At 32.3% G+C, this 18,325-nt stretch carries 14 protein-coding genes; 2 read left to right on the top strand and 12 right to left on the bottom strand.

All coding sequences use genetic code 11. The features are described 5' to 3' along the window. Positions 1-8: 8 nt before the first annotated feature. The 12 genes from FRY74_RS09950 to FRY74_RS09895 all read right to left on the bottom strand — a co-directional run bounded on the left by FRY74_RS09950 (position 9) and on the right by FRY74_RS09895 (position 13,827). A complete protein-coding gene (locus FRY74_RS09950) occupies positions 9-1,289 on the bottom strand; it encodes an alginate O-acetyltransferase AlgX-related protein (protein WP_147101040.1) in 1,281 nt (426 codons plus the stop codon). A gap of 3 nt (positions 1,290-1,292) precedes the next feature. Beyond that, positions 1,293-2,723: an MBOAT family O-acyltransferase gene (locus tag FRY74_RS09945; protein WP_147101038.1), complete on the bottom strand. Its 1,431-nt coding sequence runs from the start codon at positions 2,721-2,723 to the stop codon at positions 1,293-1,295. Beyond that, positions 2,723-3,154 (bottom strand): hypothetical protein, encoded by a 432-nt coding sequence (locus tag FRY74_RS09940; RefSeq protein ID WP_147101036.1) that lies wholly within the window; start codon positions 3,152-3,154, stop codon positions 2,723-2,725. Before FRY74_RS09940 ends, FRY74_RS09945 begins: the two co-directional genes overlap by 1 nt. Before the next feature lie 17 nt (positions 3,155-3,171). Further along, positions 3,172-3,888, bottom strand: coding sequence for a glycosyltransferase family 2 protein (locus FRY74_RS09935; RefSeq protein WP_147101034.1), 717 nt, complete (start codon positions 3,886-3,888; stop codon positions 3,172-3,174). Between the two features lie 229 nt (positions 3,889-4,117). Continuing rightward, positions 4,118-5,980, bottom strand: a complete 1,863-nt coding sequence (gene mnmG / locus FRY74_RS09930; RefSeq protein ID WP_147101033.1) for a tRNA uridine-5-carboxymethylaminomethyl(34) synthesis enzyme MnmG — start codon at positions 5,978-5,980, stop codon at positions 4,118-4,120. Positions 5,981-6,011: 31 nt separating this feature from the next. Then, entirely contained in the window at positions 6,012-6,431 is a 420-nt protein-coding gene (ybeY, locus tag FRY74_RS09925; RefSeq protein WP_394344899.1) for an rRNA maturation RNase YbeY, read from the bottom strand. A 10-nt stretch (positions 6,432-6,441) separates the two neighbouring features. After that, on the bottom strand, positions 6,442-6,855 hold the full coding sequence (locus tag FRY74_RS09920; protein WP_147101031.1) for an ATP-binding protein: 414 nt from the start codon (positions 6,853-6,855) through the stop codon (positions 6,442-6,444). Then, positions 6,852-10,202, bottom strand: coding sequence for a hypothetical protein (locus FRY74_RS09915; protein ID WP_147101029.1), 3,351 nt, complete (start codon positions 10,200-10,202; stop codon positions 6,852-6,854). The genes FRY74_RS09920 and FRY74_RS09915 overlap by 4 nt, the downstream gene beginning before the upstream one ends. A gap of 73 nt (positions 10,203-10,275) precedes the next feature. Beyond that, positions 10,276-11,289, bottom strand: a complete 1,014-nt coding sequence (locus FRY74_RS09910) for a glycosyltransferase family 9 protein (protein ID WP_147101027.1) — start codon at positions 11,287-11,289, stop codon at positions 10,276-10,278. Further along, the gene (locus tag FRY74_RS09905; protein WP_147101025.1) at positions 11,286-12,041 is read right to left on the bottom strand and encodes a glycosyltransferase family 2 protein; all 756 of its coding nucleotides are present in this window, start codon (positions 12,039-12,041) and stop codon (positions 11,286-11,288) included. The genes FRY74_RS09910 and FRY74_RS09905 overlap by 4 nt, the downstream gene beginning before the upstream one ends. 26 nt (positions 12,042-12,067) lie before the next feature. Continuing rightward, on the bottom strand, positions 12,068-13,123 hold the full coding sequence (locus FRY74_RS09900; RefSeq protein WP_147101024.1) for a sensor histidine kinase: 1,056 nt from the start codon (positions 13,121-13,123) through the stop codon (positions 12,068-12,070). Between the two features lie 35 nt (positions 13,124-13,158). Next, complete coding sequence (locus tag FRY74_RS09895) at positions 13,159-13,827, bottom strand: response regulator transcription factor (RefSeq protein WP_147101022.1); 669 nt, start codon at positions 13,825-13,827, stop codon at positions 13,159-13,161. A 270-nt stretch (positions 13,828-14,097) separates the two neighbouring features. On the opposite strand from FRY74_RS09895, the gene FRY74_RS09890 reads away from it, so the two are divergent. Further along, positions 14,098-15,378 (top strand): hypothetical protein, encoded by a 1,281-nt coding sequence (locus tag FRY74_RS09890; RefSeq protein WP_147101020.1) that lies wholly within the window; start codon positions 14,098-14,100, stop codon positions 15,376-15,378. Between the two features lie 100 nt (positions 15,379-15,478). Further along, entirely contained in the window at positions 15,479-18,325 is a 2,847-nt protein-coding gene (locus FRY74_RS09885) for a TonB-dependent receptor (protein WP_170228002.1), read from the top strand.

The following is an 18,325-nucleotide window of genomic DNA, read 5'->3' as shown; positions in this document are numbered from 1 at the left end:
TAAAATTTTTACTTCTTATTGTTGAATAGATGAATAGCGTTTGCTCTAACTGTTTGATCAACTGTTTGGTTTCTTTCTTTCGCTTGAATATAAATAAATTTCATCCATTCTGGGTTATTTCTTATGCTTTCTTCCAGCCTTTTTACTTCTTTATCTTTAGGGCTTTCTACCCCTTCTAAAATATATTTATAATCCTCAAGGAAACCAAAGCCAAAACGATGCAAATTGTCTTCTGTAGCCATCAATAGTATAACATTTCTAGATAATATTTCTTCTTTTTTATCTAGTTTATGAACGTTTGTTTCTTTACCCGATTCGTAAGGCCAAAGTTCGATTCTATTATAGTACCAAAAACTAGACTCAGAGTTGAAAACGTTTTCATAAAAAGGGTAAAAACCATAAAAGCTTTGAGAATAACTATCTCCTATAATTAACACATTTGGCTTATAATATTTATCTTCCTCAAACTCTACAACCGGATAATTCATTAAAAAATTTTCTGGCAACCAAAGAGTGTTCATTGCTTTTGCAATATCATTATCTGTGTACCTCAAACTATCTTTTGTTAAAACACCTGGTTTTTGTATGTAGCCTCTTAAATTCTTTTTTGTTTTTTCTTCGATAAATCGAGTTAAAGAGTTAAATGTTAAAATCGTACTATAGCCAGACCAATGCATTCCGTTTTTAGGAAATAACGGATATTCGGTTTTAGTATTTCTTAATAACTCACTTAAATCAACAATATTTGCATCCTTTTCTATCAGCCTCTTTGTTAGGTAGTCATAATTGTTAGTTTTCTTTTGTGATAAGGCAAACCTAGTTGGTATATATTCTTTTAAAAACGAAGCTTTACCTGGTGCAATAACAGCAACTAAAAGAATTCCTCGCTTTTCTAAATCTATTTGAGCAGACTTAAAGTCGTCAACTATTTTGTTTAGCTTATCTTCTCCTGCAAAATTCTTACCCAAATAAGACTCAATTACATTTTCTTGAAACAAGACTTTATCTTTTCCTATAATCGTGTTAACAGAATTTGCTTTATTAAAAAGGGAAAAACAATATTGATTATATGTTCTTACCAAGGTTTTTTTAAATCCTATAGTATCATTAAAAAAACTAGAGAATTGTTCTTGATAACTACCCGTCAACCAATTATTCCAATTTAGTTCTGGTTCTTCGGCAACAGTATATTCACCACCCAAAGGTTCCTCTTCAAATAATTGTATATTCCATTGAATTAACGGTATAAATAAAAGAAAAAATACTAACCCTAACAATAATTTTTTCATTCATCAAAATCTAAAATAAATAAATGGATTAAAGCCAGACGAAGTTATTGTGCTTAAACTTAAAACAAATAAAATTAAAAACAAGAAGGTTCCGAAAACATAACCTTTATTTGTATAGCTCTCAGCAAAAAAAGTTTTCTGCTCTAGTTTTAAACCTAGCTTAGAAACAGTAATAAAAGCAAAAATTATTGCAACAACTAATATCGTCCAAAATTGTTGGTCTAAATAATGGTCAATAGATCTAAAATCAAAAGCAAACATCTTTTTTATATAAAATCCCGCTTGGCTTAAGGACTCCACCCTAAACAACACCCATCCAACTATTGTAATTATAAATGTAATTAAGATACTTGGATACTTACCAATAACGCTGTACACTTTTAATAAAAATAAACGATCTAATATTAAGAAAAACCCATGAAAAGCTCCCCATAAAACAAAGTTCCATGCTGCACCATGCCAAAGACCAGATAGAATGAAAACAATCCATAAATTTGAATAAAGTCTAGTTTTAGATTTCACCCTATTACCACCTAAAGGTATATAAAGGTAGTCTCGCATAAAACTTCCTAAAGTAATGTGCCACCTTCTCCAGAATTCAGTTATGTTTTGAGAAACATATGGGTTATTAAAGTTTTCCGGAAACTTAAATCCTAATATTTTGCCCAAACCAATTGCCATGTCGGAATAACCAGAAAAATCATAATAAATTTGAAATGTATATGCTAAAGAACCTATCCAGACTATTGGTGTTGTTAAATCTTCTTCTGCCATTGAAAAAACTCGATCAGCCTCAAGTCCCATAACGTTAGCAATTAACACTTTTTTTGCAAGACCTATTCCAAATCTGAAGAACCCTAATAACTTATTATCAACGGTTTCAAGGTCTTCTCTATTTTCAATTTGATCAGCTATTTCATTAAAACGAACAATTGGACCAGCAATCATTTGAGGAAATAACATAATATAAACTAAGTACTGCAAAGGTGTTTTTAATGGTTTGTGTGTTCCCCTAAAAACATCTATAGAATATGTAAGTGTTTGAAACGTATAAAACGAAATTCCTATAGGTAAAACAACGCTTGTCCAAGAAACATTTTCTTGTCCAAAAGAAGATAAAACCCCGTTAACATTTTCAATAAAGAAATTAGCATATTTAAAATAAAGGAGTAAACCAAGGTTTATAGAAATAGAAATAGTTAACAGCCAAAGCCTTGTTCTTTTAACTTTGGACTTATACATTGAATCAATTAAGTAAAAGTCAACAATAACAGAACCAACTACTACAAAAACAAACTTAGGTGCACCCCAAGCATAAAAAAATAAACTAGCAATTAATATTACCCAGTTTTTATATTTAACAGCAGCTAAATGATAAAAAAACAGGAAAACGGGTAAAAAAAGTAATAAAAAGAAAGTACTACTAAAAACCATTAGTTGCTTTTATTATTTATAACATATCTTGCAGATCTAACTAACATCGAATCTAAACTTATTCCTCTTTCTAGGGCTTGTTTTTCAACTTGACTAAACCATTCAGGATTATTTTTAATCTTATCAATTTGCTTTTCCAGCTCACTAGGAACAATTTCTTCAAAGCCATTTTGCTTAGCCATAAACTTAGCGTTTTTGCTAAGAGATTCTTCTGTTGAAATTCCTAATTCAACAGCTTGCTTCTCAACTTGAAGCATCCAGTCAGCATCTTCAGAAATTCTTTTGATAAAATAATCATAATCCTTTTTTACCTCTTCTTTTTTTAAAGCAGAAGATTCTTGAAGATTTTCCTCGACATTATTATTTTCTTCAGAAGAAGAACACGCAAACAACATTGCAAAAACAACAACTAAAAGAGCATTTTTTTTCATTTCTTATATAGGTTAAATTATTTACTAAAAAGATTATATTTAAGAATACAATATATGGCTCTAAAACCATCTTTCCACCCAATTTTTTTACCCTCTTCATAGGTTCTTCCATAGTACGAAATTCCAACCTCATAAATTCTTAAATTAGGAACTCTAGACAATTTTGCTGTTAATTCAGGTTCAAATCCAAAGCGTTTTTCTTTTAAATTTAAGCTTTTAGCCACATCGCTTTTCATCAATTTATAACAGGTTTCCATATCTGTTAAATTTAAATTAGTGAACATGTTGGATAAAAATGTCAAAAATTTATTTCCTATAGAGTGCCAAAAGAATAAAATTCGATGAGGGTTTCCTCCTAAAAACCGAGAACCATAAACTACATCAGCAAATCCCTCCACAATTGGTTTTAACAAGTCGTTATATTCTCTTGGGTCATACTCCAAATCAGCATCTTGAACAATTAAATATTCCCCAGTAGCCAATTCTATTGCCTTATGAATTGCTGCGCCTTTTCCTTGATTGTATTCTTGAGAAAATAATCTAATATCTAAGTCTGGATTTTCATTAATGTATTTTTCGATTACTTCAACAGAGTTGTCGGAAGAAAAATCATTAACGATAATAATTTCTTTTTGTATTCCAGATGTAAGTTGTACATCTTTAACTTTATTCAAAATTAAATGAATGGTTTTTGCCTCATTATAGGCAGGAATCAAAATTGATAGTTTAAACATACATTATTTTTAAGCATCCAAATATAACAATAATGTATGTTTATAGCTCTCTATTTTGATTGAGTAGGAATTTTTTATGACCAAACAAGTAAGTGTCTGTAAATCAGCGCTTTAAAAACATTCGTTTTGTGGGGTTTTTAGAAGTTTTTGAAGGTAAAGTATTGCCGAGCACCAAAAACTCGTTAAATCGCTTAAAAAGAAGAAAAAACAATTGTTTCACGTGAAACATCTACCTTCCCATATGAACCATCAAAACAGAAATATCCGAAGCAGAAATTCCACTTATACGCGAGGCTTGGCCTAATGTGTTTGGTTTTACTTTATTAAGCTTCTCAACTGCCTCAGCGGAAAGTGAACTTAATTTAGAAAAATCTATATTATCATGTAGTTTGATATTTTCAAGTCGCATCATTTTATCAGCAACATCTTTCTCACGAGAAATATAACCATCATATTTCATCAATATTTCAGCACTCTCTATAACTTCTTCAGAAAAAGAATTTAGACTGTTATTAAGATCTTCTGAATAACTCATCAATTCAGTAATCTTAACATTTGGCCTAGTTAAAACAGAAGACGCTTTAACCTTTTGTTTCAAAGGAGATGATGAATAAGTAGACAAATATTCATTTACTTCTTTAGGATCAACACTAGTTCTTTCAAAACTTTTAATAACAGATTCTATATCGGATTGTTTGGATAAAACTTTATCTAATCTATCTTTAGAAGCTAATCCTAAATTAAATGAACGTTCGGTTAAACGTATGTCTGCATTATCTTGTCGTAACAATATACGATACTCAGCCCTAGAAGTAAACATTCTATAAGGCTCAGTTGTACCTTTAGTTATCAAATCGTCTAACAAAACTCCAATATATGCTTCATTACGCTTAAGTATAAAGGGCTCTTCATTATTAATTTTTAAATGAGCGTTTATTCCAGCCATCAAACCTTGTCCAGCAGCTTCTTCATAACCTGTGGTTCCATTAATTTGACCAGCAAAATACAAACCTTCTACACCTTTAGTTTCAAGTGTTATATTTAATTGCGTTGGCTGAAAGAAATCATACTCAATAGCATAACCAGGTCTAAACATTTTAGCTTTTTCAAAACCAGGAATTAAATGCATTGCTTTATATTGAACATCTTCAGGTAGAGATGTAGAAAAACCATTTACATAAATTTCGCATGTCTCCCAACCTTCAGGTTCAATAAACAATTGGTGTCTATTACGTTCAGAAAAACGAACAATTTTATCTTCAATTGAAGGACAATAACGGGGCCCTAGACCTTGTATTCTACCTTGAAACATTGGAGATTTTTCAAACCCAGTACGAAGGATATCATGAACATCATCATTTGTATAAGTAATATGACAGCTACGTTGTTTTGTTAATATACTTGTGTTAGAAAAAGAAAACTTAGATGGCTTATCATCTCCAGGTTGTTCTTCCATTTTAGAATAATCTAACGATCTTCCATCAACCCTAGGAGGGGTGCCTGTTTTCATTCTTCCTGATTCAAAACCCAAAGAAACAAGCTGCTCAGTCAAACCTATAGAAGGTCTATCTCCAGCCCTTCCACCACCAAATTGTTTTTCACCAATATGAATTAAACCATTAAGAAAAGTACCATTTGTAAGTATAACAGATTTAGCTTTAAACTCAACCCCAATTTGAGTTTTAACACCAACACATTTACCACCTTCTAAAATAAGTTCAACAACCATATCTTGCCAAAAATCTACGTTCTCAGTTTGCTCTAACATCATTCGCCATTCGTTAGAAAAAACCATACGATCATTTTGAGTTCTAGGGCTCCACATAGCTGGGCCTTTTGACTTATTTAGCATTTTAAATTGGATAGCGCTTTTATCGCTTACAATTCCTGAGTATCCGCCCAGAGCATCAATTTCACGAACTATTTGACCTTTTGCTACACCACCCATAGCTGGGTTGCAAGACATTTGAGCAATAGCATTTAGATTCATGGTTATTAACAAAACCTTAGAACCCAGATTTGCAGCAGCAGCAGCAGCTTCACAGCCAGCATGACCAGCACCTACAACTATAATATCGTAACTGTTATTCATATAAAAAAATTAGGTGTTCCACGTGAAACAATCAAGGAAGCAAATTTAAATAAAAATCTTCCTTGGAACGCATTAAGGTTGATTCTTCTTCGGATTTATCTTTATAGCCAGCCAAGTGTAAAACCCCATGAACAATAACACGAGAAAGTTCATTTTTAAAAGGTTTATTATACAATAAAGCATTTTCTTTAACACGATCAATGCTAATAAAAATATCGCCAGCGATAACTCCAGATTCTGTATAATCAAAAGTAATTATATCTGTGTATGTGTCATGATTTAAATACTGAAGATTAATCTTATGTAGATATTCATCATCACAAAAAACAAAAGATAGTTCGCCAGAAATTTTATTCTCAGATTCAACAACATTTTGAAGCCATGAAATATAATTTGATTCATCGATTAATTCAAAATCAATGTCTTCAGAAAAAAAAGAGATGGTGCTCATAAAGGACAACTTAACTATTTGTTAGACAAAACTTTAAAGAAACAGCAGAGCCGTTTTCTTCATAGACAACTTCGTCTGCAAGTGAATTCATTAAAAAGACACCTCTACCGTTTAATTTATTAATATTCTCAGGCAAGGTTGGGTCTGGAACTTGATTTAGATCAAAGCCATTTCCTTCGTCTTTAACAACAAAACAAACTTCATTACTACTAACAACATAAGTTAAAGTAACTTTTTTGGAAACATCCTCTTTATTGCCATGAACAATAGCATTATTTACAGCCTCTGTTAATGCAATTAAAATATTTCCATAATTATCTTCAGTAATGTGGCAGTTGTCACATACCGAATCAATTAGCTTTTCGATTTGAATAAGGTTAGAAATGTCTGAAGATAAAACTAAGTTTTGAGCAAGTAAGGTCATTGATTAATCTTTTGAAAATATTGCGAAACTTTCTTTTTATAAAATAAATTAAAATTAGGAGGTGTTGTTTTTAACAAATCTACCTCTTGATCTTTCTTCTTGTTATACTCAAAATAAAGTTCAGGGTTACTAAAATTATCGTTTTTTCCTTCAGTTGACTCTCGTTTATCATCAAACTCTCTTTCTCTATCAGCTTTTTCAGACTCTAATAGACGGGTAAGAATTTCCTTTTGTCTGTTTATTGTTTGTTGGGTAATACGTTTATTAACGAGATCTGTTTCTGTCTCTTCCATTAATTTTGACATTTGATCAACACCGCTTTTACCTTCCTTATTCATTTCGTTACGCATTTTTTGTAACTGATCTCTAATTTTAGCTTGTTGAGCTGCCGCTTTTGCAAAAGACTCACTTGAACTTCCTTTTCCACCAGGCATTCCTTTTCCTTCCTGCTCACCCTTTTTACCTCCTGGTTTTTTTCCTTCTTCCAAGGCCTTTTTTAAATCATCAAGCTGTTTATTTAGTTGCTCTTGCATAGACTTAACACTTCCTGGTCCAGGTTTTGGCTTTCCAGAACCCCCTGGGTTGTCACAACTTCCTTCACCAGGCTTTTGTTGTGCTTGTTGTTGCATTTGCTGTAACGCTTCATCAAATAATAAAGCTAAATTATTAATAGATGTCATGATATATTGTTGACGACTCACAACCATAGGTGTTTGTCGCTCTTGCATAAAGTCAATAGCTTTAGCAATGTTAGAATTAATAGTTCTTATTTCCTTGTTAATTGTTGATTCCAACTGAACAACACGTTTGCTCAAAGAAAAAAGAGAATCTTCAATCATTTTCGCATCATCTTTTAGCTTTTTTTGCTGCTGAGCTAGTTTTACATATTCAGGACTTTCTCGTTTTACAACTTTAAATTTTTCCATTAAAGCTTCTTGGTCAAAAGATAGGTGTAAAAGGTTTTCTAACAACTGACGCAAAGCATCCATGTCTTCACCTTCACTTTCAGCGCTTTGCATTTCTTTCATCTGTTGAGCCATTTGCTCCATTTGTTCTGCAGCACTTTTTTGAGATTCAGAAGATTTTTTATTCTTATTGTTGCTTAATTGGTCCGAGCTTTTTTTCATGTCATCTGACACTTGCTCCTGCTTTTCTTTCATGTCGTCAAAATCTTTTGGCCTTTCAAGTTCTTTGTTCTTCTCTTTTAGCTCGTTTAAATCGTTTTTAAGCTCTTCAAACTCTTTTTTAAGCTCTTCCTGTTTCTCTTCTAACTTTTCATTGCTCTGTTCTTTATTTTCAGTTTGTTCGGCAAGTTTATTTTGCTCCTCAGTTAACTTTTCCATTTTGTTTTTAGCTTCCTCTAACTTTTGTTCAAACTCCATTTGCTTAAACAGCTCTAATGAACGATCTAATTCTTTCTCTAAATCAACACTAGATTCATCCATTTTTTCCAATTCGTTTTCAAGTGAATTTTTGTCTAGCTTTTCCATCATTTCTTCCAAACGCTCCATTAATTCTTTCATCTCATCCGTCATTAAATCATCGAAAAGTTTTTGCAATTGTTCTTGCTTTTTAAGGATTTCTTCATTGTATTTTTTGTACTCGTTTTGTTGCTGATTGTTTGTTTGATTTTCTAACTTAAGGTCTGCCAATTTATTTTCAAGCTCTTTTTGTTTTTCAACCAACTCCTTTATTTTCTGTTTTTCTTCCCATCCCAACTCTTTCTTCTCAGCCATTTTTTTTCTCAATTCCTCAACTTCTTTTTTTAGTTCTTTAGCACCATCAATGCTTTCAGATAGTTGATTTTTAATACTCTCATTAGATTTGTTTGTCTTTTCATCTCTTTCCTTTAGTGTTTTTAATCTATACGTTTTAACACTAGTTTTAACAGATTTTCGACCATTAACACCATCATTATCCCACAATTCAAAATAGTAAGCAACTTCATCTCCAGGTAAAATATTCATTGTTTCCATGTTCCAAAAATGGAAAAAATCGTCAGCTAGTAACGTTTTGCTTACTGGCATTTCAGTCGTTGTTTTTTCATTTCTTTGAGGAAGACTGTCTATTTTAGTTAAAATTTGACAATTAAAAGTAAGGCGAGAAAAACCGTAATCGTCTTCTATTTTTCCTTTAAAATAAATTCTTTTTTCATTAAGTGAATCTTGTTTTTCATTGGCTTGTATTGTTGGGTAGTGATCAGGAATTACCTGAGCAAAATAACTTACCGTATCACCAAAACTTATTTGTTTATTTACAGGAACAAAAGAGTACTTAAAACTTCTTTTTGCCAGAGAAGAGAAAACAAATTGATTGTTTGTTGGGTTTAATATTATACTACTATCAGCCAATAAAAACATTAATTGACCTGCATCTTCAGTTTCTATTAACCATTTAACAGCTGTCCCTTCAGGAATAATTAAATCTCCATTGTTTTCAATTGTTTCTGAAACCTTTGAGATGTAGTTTGGATAATTTAACTCGATTTTAAAACGAGTTAAAATTGGATTTGGCAAAACAGTTAAAAGATATTCTTCTGAGTCGAAACCTGATGAATAAATAGTAAACGATTGTGCTTCTTGGACATTTTTAAAAACAAAAGAAAACTTAGTATTACTAATCTTACTAAAAGGTGTTTTTACATTGTTTTGATTCAAATAAAGTTTATCGGGGATTTGATCTCCCGAAATCTCGATGTTTAACTCAAAGTCCTTATTTTTTAAAACCGTTAACTTTTCATTAGAAATATTTATTTGAAAAGGAGCAACAGGCTTAATTTCTGTATTGTAGTTTATTAACCTATTTGTACCCACCTGAAAAACACTTGGTGAAAAAATTGAAATAAACAACACTAAAAACAATGGAATAGCAGCAAACTTTAAATGTTTTAGGTTTTCCTTTAAGTTAACGGCATCGGTAAATGGCACGGGTTTTAATTCTATCGATTTTTGGTCAACACCTGCAATAACTAGTTGATTATCATGGGTTTGAGACATCTCTTGAAGCTGTAAAACATTGGTTAACTTATCTTTAACTCCTGTAAAATGTCGCCCAATAATTTCGGCAGCTTGTTCATGATTAATTACCTTTCCTAATTTGTATAGCTTTGAAATAGGTATAAAAATGTATTGAACAAGAATGTATGCTGCAGCAGCAAAAAAAGAATAGAAAATTACCGTTCTTCCTGTTGTGTTAAACTGGGCAAAATATTCGATAGTAGTTAGCAACACAAATAAACCCAACAGAAGCGCAAGACTATAAATACCCCCTTTTAAAAGACGATTTTTATAATACTTTCGAATAAAAGCATCTAGTTTTTGTATTAATATTTGATAATTGCTACTCATTAAATTTCTTAAACGACCTTTATGTTTCGCTTATTGCAAACTCATAAAGTTCGTAATTTTTAAAATAAGGTGCTTACTTATTTTTTGGATTCAGTTTTAGCAATAAATCCATAATTATTTGTGGTGATATTTTAGTAATACAATCACAATCTTCTCCTTTGGCACATTGTTCACATTTTGGGCTGTAAACAATTGCTTGAGCTTTTAATCCTAATGGTTTCCATCTTCCTGGATGAATCGGTCTTCTTGAGCTATAAAGTCCAATTGCATTTATGCCTAAAGAAGAGGCGATATGAAGTGGGCCAGTACTTGCCGCAATCAACCCGTCTGAGCTACCAATAAAACTTATAAACTCTTCTAAATTAAGTTTTCCTAATAAAGAAATTACATTGGGGTGGTTTAAATCTAAATCGTTTCCAATCAACTCTTTTTCGGTTTCTGTTCCAGAAATAAACAATTTAAATTGGTTTTGAGGTAAAATAGAAATAAGTTCTTGAAAGTTTTTTAATCCCCACTCTTTTGCACTTCCTTGAGATTTAGGGTGTAAAATTAAATTAAATCGATTTGGATCTATTAACTCTTTTAGCTTTTCAGGTAGTTTGTTTTTAACTTGAAACCCATAGTATTTATGCAATTCGTCGCTCTCAAAAGCTTTTGTAATTCCAATAGGGCTTAAAAGCTTTAAGTTTAATTGGGCTTCGTGTAAATTTGATTTTTTTCTAGAAAAATAAACCTTTTTATTACAGGTAAACACGTGTGGTATTCGTCCTAACGTTCCTATTCTGTTTTTTATTTTAGCTTTTTTTGCTAGCTCAGCAACTTTTTTGTTTGGAAAAACATGAACAATCGTGTCAGCCTCAATTTTTTCAAATTCCGCTAAAGGGTTCTCTTTTTTTTGGATTTCGTCCCAATTTAAAAACTCATCAACATGTTGAGAAAGCTCAATAATAGACTTTGTGTATGTTTTTCCTAGAAAATAGATTTTACAGTTTGGGTATTTTTCTTTTATGATTCCAGCCATTGGCAAGGTTAAAATCACATCCCCAATGCTATCTGTTCTGCTAATTATTAAGCGTTTAGGAATCATTTTTCTTCTTGGAGTTGTTTTATTTTAGCATACTTTAAAAATGTGGCGTGACTAGAAATTAAAGCAATTACCAACCCATAATAGCCATCTAAAATTCCTAATTTAAAAATATAATCTCTATAAAACTTAACAAGAGGGTTAAACACTACATTAAACAAAGATGCTTTTTTTCCTTTTTTTATTGCAGCCTCTGCTGCAATGTCAGTAAAGTAATTAACCTGAGCTAAATGATCTGCTATTGAGTAATAACTATAATGAAGGATGTCCTTATTTATGTGTTTAATATTGTTTGTTCTCAACTCATAGCGATCGTGAGGGTTTTCTCCTTTCCATTCGCCCAAGCGGCTATCCCATAATCGTAATTTTTTATCCGGATACCACCCACTATGCTTAATCCATTTTCCACAATAATTAGTTAATCGATTAAAAACATATCCATCGTGCGTCCAGTTTTCTTTAATTTTTTGAATTTCTTTTACAAGCTCTGGAGTTAAAGCTTCATCAGCATCTAATGATAAAATATGTGGATATTTTGCTCTTGTTATTGCCCAGTTTTTTTGCTCTATATGCCCTTCAAATCCATGCTCAATAAAACTGGTTTTATGATTTAAACAAATTTCTTTGGTTTTATCAGTTGAAAATGAATCAACAATCAATATTTCGTCAGCAATATCTTTAACTGAAATTAAACACCTTTCGATATTTACTTCCTCGTTGTATGTTATTATTACTACCGAGAGCTTAACCTGCATAACACAAAGTAACGAAATCTAAATTATTATTTATTCGTGAATTTCTTTAATGTAAAAGAAAATGTTGACCCAACATCTGGCGTGCTTCTCACATTAATGGTTTGTTCGTGAGCTTCTATAATGTGTTTTACAATAGAAAGACCTAAGCCAGAACCTCCGGCATTTCTTGCTCTTCCTTTATCTGTTCTATAAAAACGTTCAAACAACCTTGTGTGATGTTCTTCTGGAATTCCTTGTCCGTTATCAGAAACTTCAACCAAAATAAATTCATCCATGTCGAAAAACTCTATTTTAGTTTCTCCATCTTCTTTTCCATATTTAAACGAATTAACTATTAGGTTAACTAAAACTTGACTTATTTTATCACTATCTGCTAAAACAAAAACAGATGGTTTGTTGGTGTGGTTTACAACACTTGTTTTAATGTTTTTTTCTTGTGCGGTAATGTCTATAGAATTGATGGTCTCTTTTGTTAACTCGATTAAATCAACTTTTTTAAGGTTCATTTCAATAACTCCCGCTTCTAGCTTTGTAATTTGATCCAAATCATCAATAATAGCAATCATTCGCTCTACACTTTTGTTTGCCTTTGTTAGGTAGCTAACATTGATGTTTTCATCATAAATGCCGCCCTCAAGCAATGTTAACAAATACCCTTGAATATTAAATATAGGTGTTTTTAGCTCGTGAGAAACATTTCCAACAAACTCACGACGATAAGATTCCATGTCTTTTAATCGTTCTATTTCTTGTTTGTTTGTTTTATCCCACTCTATTACGTCTTCACGCACTTGCGTAAGTATGTCTTTATCTAAGTTAAGCTTATTAAACTCTGTTGTTTTATTTCTTTTTAAATTGTGTATTGTTCGATAAACTAATTTGATTTTTGTGTAAATAAACTTTTCGATGGCAATTAAAAACCCATAATAAGAGGAAATAAATGTTGCCGGATAAACACACACTAACACCAATAAATTATATTTATCGGCATAAGTTTGAGCTAATAAAACAATAATGGTAACAATGGTTGCTACCAAAAAAGAAATTCTAAGGGCTATCCCTTTGGGGGTAAGGTTGTTCACAAGAACAAAGGTAAATGATTTTTTATAATAAAGTACTAGGCTTCAAACTTATATCCAACACCTTTAATAGTTTTAATGTATTGGTCGCCTAGTTTTTCTCTTAGTTTTCTTACGTGAACATCTATGGTTCTGTCTCCAACCACAACTTCACCCCCCCAAACAGTACCTAAAATAACTTCTCTAGTAAACACCTTTCCTGGCTTTGAAATTAAAAGGGCCAGCAATTCAAATTCTTTTTTAGGAAAAGAATATTCTGTTCCTTCTTTATAAACTAAATATTTTTCTCTATCAATTCGAATGCCTCCTTCTTGTTCGGAAGTTTCTTCTTGAGGCGAACCTTTTCTTCTTAGTATTGCTTTAACTCTACTAACTAAAAGCCTTGGTTTTATAGGTTTAGATATATAATCATCTGCCCCTGCGTCAAACCCTGCTACCTGTGAGTAATCTTCTCCTCGTGCACTAAGAAACACGATTAACGTATCTTTTAATTTTTCTATGTTTCTTAGCTCTAAGCACGCCTCAATGCCATCCATTTCAGGCATCATTACATCTAAAATAATAAGGTCTGGCTCTTCTTTTTGAGCAACCTGAATAGCCTCTCTACCATTAGAAGACGTTATTACTTTATACCCTTCTTTAGAAAGGTTATAACTAATGAACTCTAAAATGTCTTGTTCGTCATCAACTAATAGTATCTTTTCCATTCTTTAATTATTTTATTCTCCTACGAAGATACGCCCGTTCTTTAATTATAGGTGTTAAATTAACATTAAATTATTTTCTTTCTCAGCAAAACCGGTAGTCATGTGAATTAATAAAATACAAATCAATTTTGTTGTTAATGTTTACTTAACACGAAGTTAAAGCAATTGTAAAGTTGCTTTCATTAACACATAACCTTAAGGAACTTATTTTGCATTGTAAAAAATTATAAAACGAAAATCTAATTAATCAAATTTAAAATCTAAATTAAAATGAAAACAAAAAAACTATTATTTGCTTCAGCCTTAATACTTGGAACAAGCTTAGTGTTTACTTCTTGTTCGAAGAAAAAAGATAGTAACGACGAGGAAATTATATTGCCTGTAACTACTCCTGAAGCTTCTTTTCCCTCAATAACAGTATCAGGAAACATAACTACAAACACAATATGGACAAAAGACAAAGTAGTATTGTTAGATGGTCGTGTTGTTGTTGTTGCTCCAGCTGAATTAACAATTGAAGCAGGAACAGTAATTAAGGGGAAAGCAGGAGATGGTGCTAGTGCTTCTGTTTTAATAGTAGGTGTTGGCGCTAAAATTCATGCTACAGGAACAGCTTCAAGCCCAATAATTTTTACTGGAGAAGATGATCAAATTCTTCCTGGACAAATAGAAAGTCCAAACTTAACAGTTGCCAACAAAGGTTTGTGGGGGGGTGTTATCATCTTAGGAGATGCTCCTGTTTCACCAAGCTCTGGAACAACAGCAGAAGTTGAAGGTATTCCTGCAGGAACAGCAGGAACTACTTATGGTGGTTCAGATGTTGCTGATAACTCTGGAGAGTTTCAGTATTGCTCAATTAGACATGGTGGAATTGTTTTGTCTGGAGGTAATGAAATAAATGGCTTAACACTTGGAGGTGTTGGAAGTGGCACAACAATAAATCACGTTGAAATTTATGCAGGATTAGATGATGGTATTGAGTTTTTTGGTGGTGCTGTTAATGTTACTGATGCTATTGTTATTAAAATTGACGATGATTGTTATGATGTTGATCAATCTTATAGTGGAACTATTTCAAACTTTGTTGCTGTTTTAGGTCCTAATCAAGATGGTGACGCTTTTGAAATAGATGGTCCAGAAGGGTCTGCAAACAGCTCTGGTTTGTTTACATTTAACAAAGGGTATGTTGTTGGTTCTGGTGCTTCATCAACAATTTCTAACGGAAACTTTGCGGTATTTAAATCAAAAGCTCAAGGTACTTTACAAAACATACATTTTACAGGTTTTAAATCTGGCGCTTTAGTTAGGATTCTTGGTGCTGATGCTTATGGTAATTATGCAGGAACGGGCGCTTCTACACTAACTATTACAAACAACACTTTTAATGTGGCTTCTTTGTCAGGAGTGTTGAATTCAGACCAAGCTGGTTTTGATGCGACAACATTTAATGGTTCAAACACAACCAATACTGGTATTACAAACGGAATTGATATGAGTCAATTTGCAGGGTGGTCTTTAGCTTCAAATACTGCTCAATACAAAATGCAATAACTAATTAACAATTAGTTAATGTTGAAGTAATACTTACAACATTTTACAGTCTTAAAATTGCCGCATGAAACATTGCGGCAATTTTTATTTTAAAAGATTTATGAAAAATATTTTAGCAGTAACATTAACAGTTTTAAGTTTTGGAGTTTTTGCTCAAACTGGAAAAATTAGAGGGACAGTAATTGAGGATGCAACAGGCTTGCCTCTTATAGGTTGTAGTGTAATAATTGAAGGAACAACAACAGGAGGAATAACTGATTTTGATGGAAATTATACTATTTCTGTTGCCCCAGGAACTTATACCGTTGTTAGTTCTTATGTGTCGTTTGCAACACAAAAAGTTAGCGATGTTGTGGTTAAAGATGGTGGGGTAACAATTGTTCCGTTAAGAATGAAAGACCAATCAATTACAGGAGAAACATTTGAATTAACAGCAAAACAAGTAAGAAATAACGAAGCTGCTATTTCAACAATAAAAAGAAAGTCTGTTAATTTAATTGATGGTATCTCTGCTCAAACATTTGCAAAAACAGGCGATAACTCAGCTGCGGGGGCTTTAAAAAGAGTAACCGGAGTTTCAATTCAAGGAGGAAAAAATGTTTATGTAAGAGGTTTAGGGGACAGATACACAAAAACAATATTAAACGGAATAACCATTCCTGGTTTAGACCCTGATAGAAATTCAGTACAAGTAGATATATTTCCAACTAGTGTGGTAGATAATATTGTGGTGTATAAAACATTTTCACCAGACCTTCCAGGAGATTTTACTGGCGGCATGGTTGATATTGTTACTAAAGACTTTCCTGAAAGCAAATTTTTTAGCATTTCAACTTCTTTTAGTTATAACCCAAACATGCACTTTAAAAGTGACTTCTTATCCTATAACGGATACACTTCTGATCTCTGGGCAGACGGTGCAGGGTGGAGAGTAAACCCAATAAACCCAAAAAGTGAAATACCAAGACCTTTAATTAGTCAACAAAATGACATTTCTGTTCAAAAGGCAACTAGAGCTTTTGATAGAGATATGTCTGCAATAGAGGCAAACAGTTTATTGAACCAACGATACAACATTACTTATGGTAATCAGTTTGATGGAGAGAAAAACACGATAGGGTTTGTTGCTTCATTAGGTTATAGTATGCAATATACTTTCTATGACGATTTTGAATTTAACACCTTCCAAAACAGTGATACAACCTCTAAGTTTAATCTTGAGTTGGTTGAACAAAATAATGGTTCGGTAGGCAAGCAAGAAGTTCTTTGGAATGGATTATTAAGCACTTCTTTAAAAAGAGAGAAAAGTAAATACTCATTAACTTTATTTCATACGCAAAACGGAATAAAAACAGCCACAAGATTATTGCAAGAAAACACCGATTTTTCAGACAACAACGTTACGTTGGATAAAACAAACCTTTATTATAACCAAAGAAGTATTAGCAATATATTATTGTCATCAAAACACCAATTTAATAAAAAACTGGAATTAAAAACAGCCATATCTCCATCTCTCGCTTTAAACAAAGAGCCAGACTTAAGGCAAACTATTTATGTAATTTCTGATGCTGGAGAATACACTTTAGCTTATGGTGAAGGCGCCCTTGTAAATAGAGCATACAGAAATCTTGAAGAAATAAATTTAAACGCAAAAGCAGACTTAAAATGGGATTTTAACCAATGGTCGGAAATGAAAAGCACACTTAAAACAGGTGTTAACTATGTTTTTAAAGAACGCTCTTTTGATGTTGTTGAATACAACTTTAGAAATATTGGGCAGCCAGAATACTCAGGAAATCCAGATCAGCTTTTTACAAGCGAATACTTGTTTAGTGCTGCTAACTCACCAGTTACAGGAGAGGGTATTTATGCAATAGGACAGGTTGACTCTTCAAACATTTACGTTGCAGGACAAACTGTTCTTGCTGGTTATATTATGAACGAACTACCAATTGATAGTTCATTTAAAGTAATTTATGGTGCTCGTGTTGAAAAAGCAGAGATGAAATATACTGGGCAAAGACAAACTGTAATTGACCCTAATGAAGACGTGTATAAAGACCGTGTGGTTTTAGATGAATTAGACTTCCTTCCTGCTGTTAGTATGGTTTATGCTGTAGCAAAAGACATAAACATTAGAGGTAACTTTAGTAGAACGCTAGCAAGACCATCTTTTAAGGAAAAGTCGGGCGCTCAAATTTACGATGCAGTTACGCAGATTACTTTTATTGGAAATCTTGATTTAGTTCAAACACACATTAACAATTACGACTTACGTTTTGAAAAATACATGGGTTCAACAGACATTGTTTCAGTAAGTGGTTTTTATAAAACATTTACTAACCCAATAGAAGTTGTTTCTTACAACGCAACAAGTGCCGACAACATTACGCCTAGAAACGTTGATAAAGCAACTGTTTTGGGTGTTGAGTTTGAAGTAAAAAAGAACCTAGAATTTATCAGTGAAAAACTTAAAAACATTTCAATTGGATCTAACGTAACTTTTGCAAAATCAGAAGTTGAAATGAGCGATATTGAGTTTCAATCAAGAACATTAGAAGCTAGAGATGGACAAACAGTTGAAAAGACAAGAGACTTTCAAGGTCAAGCACCATTTTTAATTAATAGCTTTTTAGGCTATACAAATCGAGATAAAGGAATCGACGCAACACTTAGTTATAACGTACAAGGGAAAAGCTTAGCTATTGTAGGTATAGGAAGAATTCCTGATGTTTATGACAAAGCTTTTCATGATTTAACCATTAAACTATCTAAAAGCTTAGGAGGAGAGATTAAACGTCATAAAATTAGCTTTAACGTAAGAAATGTGCTAAATCAAAAAAGACAGCGTATATATAGCTCGTTTAACGCGAACGACGAAATATTTTCATCATATAGTGAAGGAAGGTTTTTTGGAGTAGGATATAGCTATACTTTCAAATAA

Origin of the sequence: Vicingus serpentipes (assembly GCF_007993035.1) — a bacterium.
In the GTDB taxonomy this organism is placed as follows: Bacteria; Bacteroidota; Bacteroidia; order Flavobacteriales_E; family Vicingaceae; genus Vicingus; species Vicingus serpentipes.
This window is presented reverse-complemented; position numbering and strand designations above follow the sequence as displayed.

What these genes read in the sequence shown, in the direction of transcription:
- FRY74_RS09910 (WP_147101027.1), bottom strand. Translation starts at nt 11,289, where the DNA reads ATGATTCCTAAACGCTTAATAATTAGCAGAACAGATAGCATTGGGGAT.
- FRY74_RS09945 (WP_147101038.1), bottom strand. Translation starts at nt 2,723, where the DNA reads ATGGTTTTTAGTAGTACTTTCTTTTTATTACTTTTTTTACCCGTTTTC.
- FRY74_RS09915 (WP_147101029.1), bottom strand. Translation starts at nt 10,202, where the DNA reads ATGAGTAGCAATTATCAAATATTAATACAAAAACTAGATGCTTTTATT.
- FRY74_RS09920 (WP_147101031.1), bottom strand. Translation starts at nt 6,855, where the DNA reads ATGACCTTACTTGCTCAAAACTTAGTTTTATCTTCAGACATTTCTAAC.
- FRY74_RS09935 (WP_147101034.1), bottom strand. Translation starts at nt 3,888, where the DNA reads ATGTTTAAACTATCAATTTTGATTCCTGCCTATAATGAGGCAAAAACC.
- FRY74_RS09940 (WP_147101036.1), bottom strand. Translation starts at nt 3,154, where the DNA reads ATGAAAAAAAATGCTCTTTTAGTTGTTGTTTTTGCAATGTTGTTTGCG.
- FRY74_RS09885 (WP_170228002.1), top strand. Translation starts at nt 15,479, where the DNA reads ATGAAAAATATTTTAGCAGTAACATTAACAGTTTTAAGTTTTGGAGTT.
- ybeY (WP_394344899.1), bottom strand. Translation starts at nt 6,431, where the DNA reads ATGAGCACCATCTCTTTTTTTTCTGAAGACATTGATTTTGAATTAATC.
- FRY74_RS09895 (WP_147101022.1), bottom strand. Translation starts at nt 13,827, where the DNA reads ATGGAAAAGATACTATTAGTTGATGACGAACAAGACATTTTAGAGTTC.
- FRY74_RS09905 (WP_147101025.1), bottom strand. Translation starts at nt 12,041, where the DNA reads ATGCAGGTTAAGCTCTCGGTAGTAATAATAACATACAACGAGGAAGTA.
- FRY74_RS09950 (WP_147101040.1), bottom strand. Translation starts at nt 1,289, where the DNA reads ATGAAAAAATTATTGTTAGGGTTAGTATTTTTTCTTTTATTTATACCG.
- mnmG (WP_147101033.1), bottom strand. Translation starts at nt 5,980, where the DNA reads ATGAATAACAGTTACGATATTATAGTTGTAGGTGCTGGTCATGCTGGC.
- FRY74_RS09890 (WP_147101020.1), top strand. Translation starts at nt 14,098, where the DNA reads ATGAAAACAAAAAAACTATTATTTGCTTCAGCCTTAATACTTGGAACA.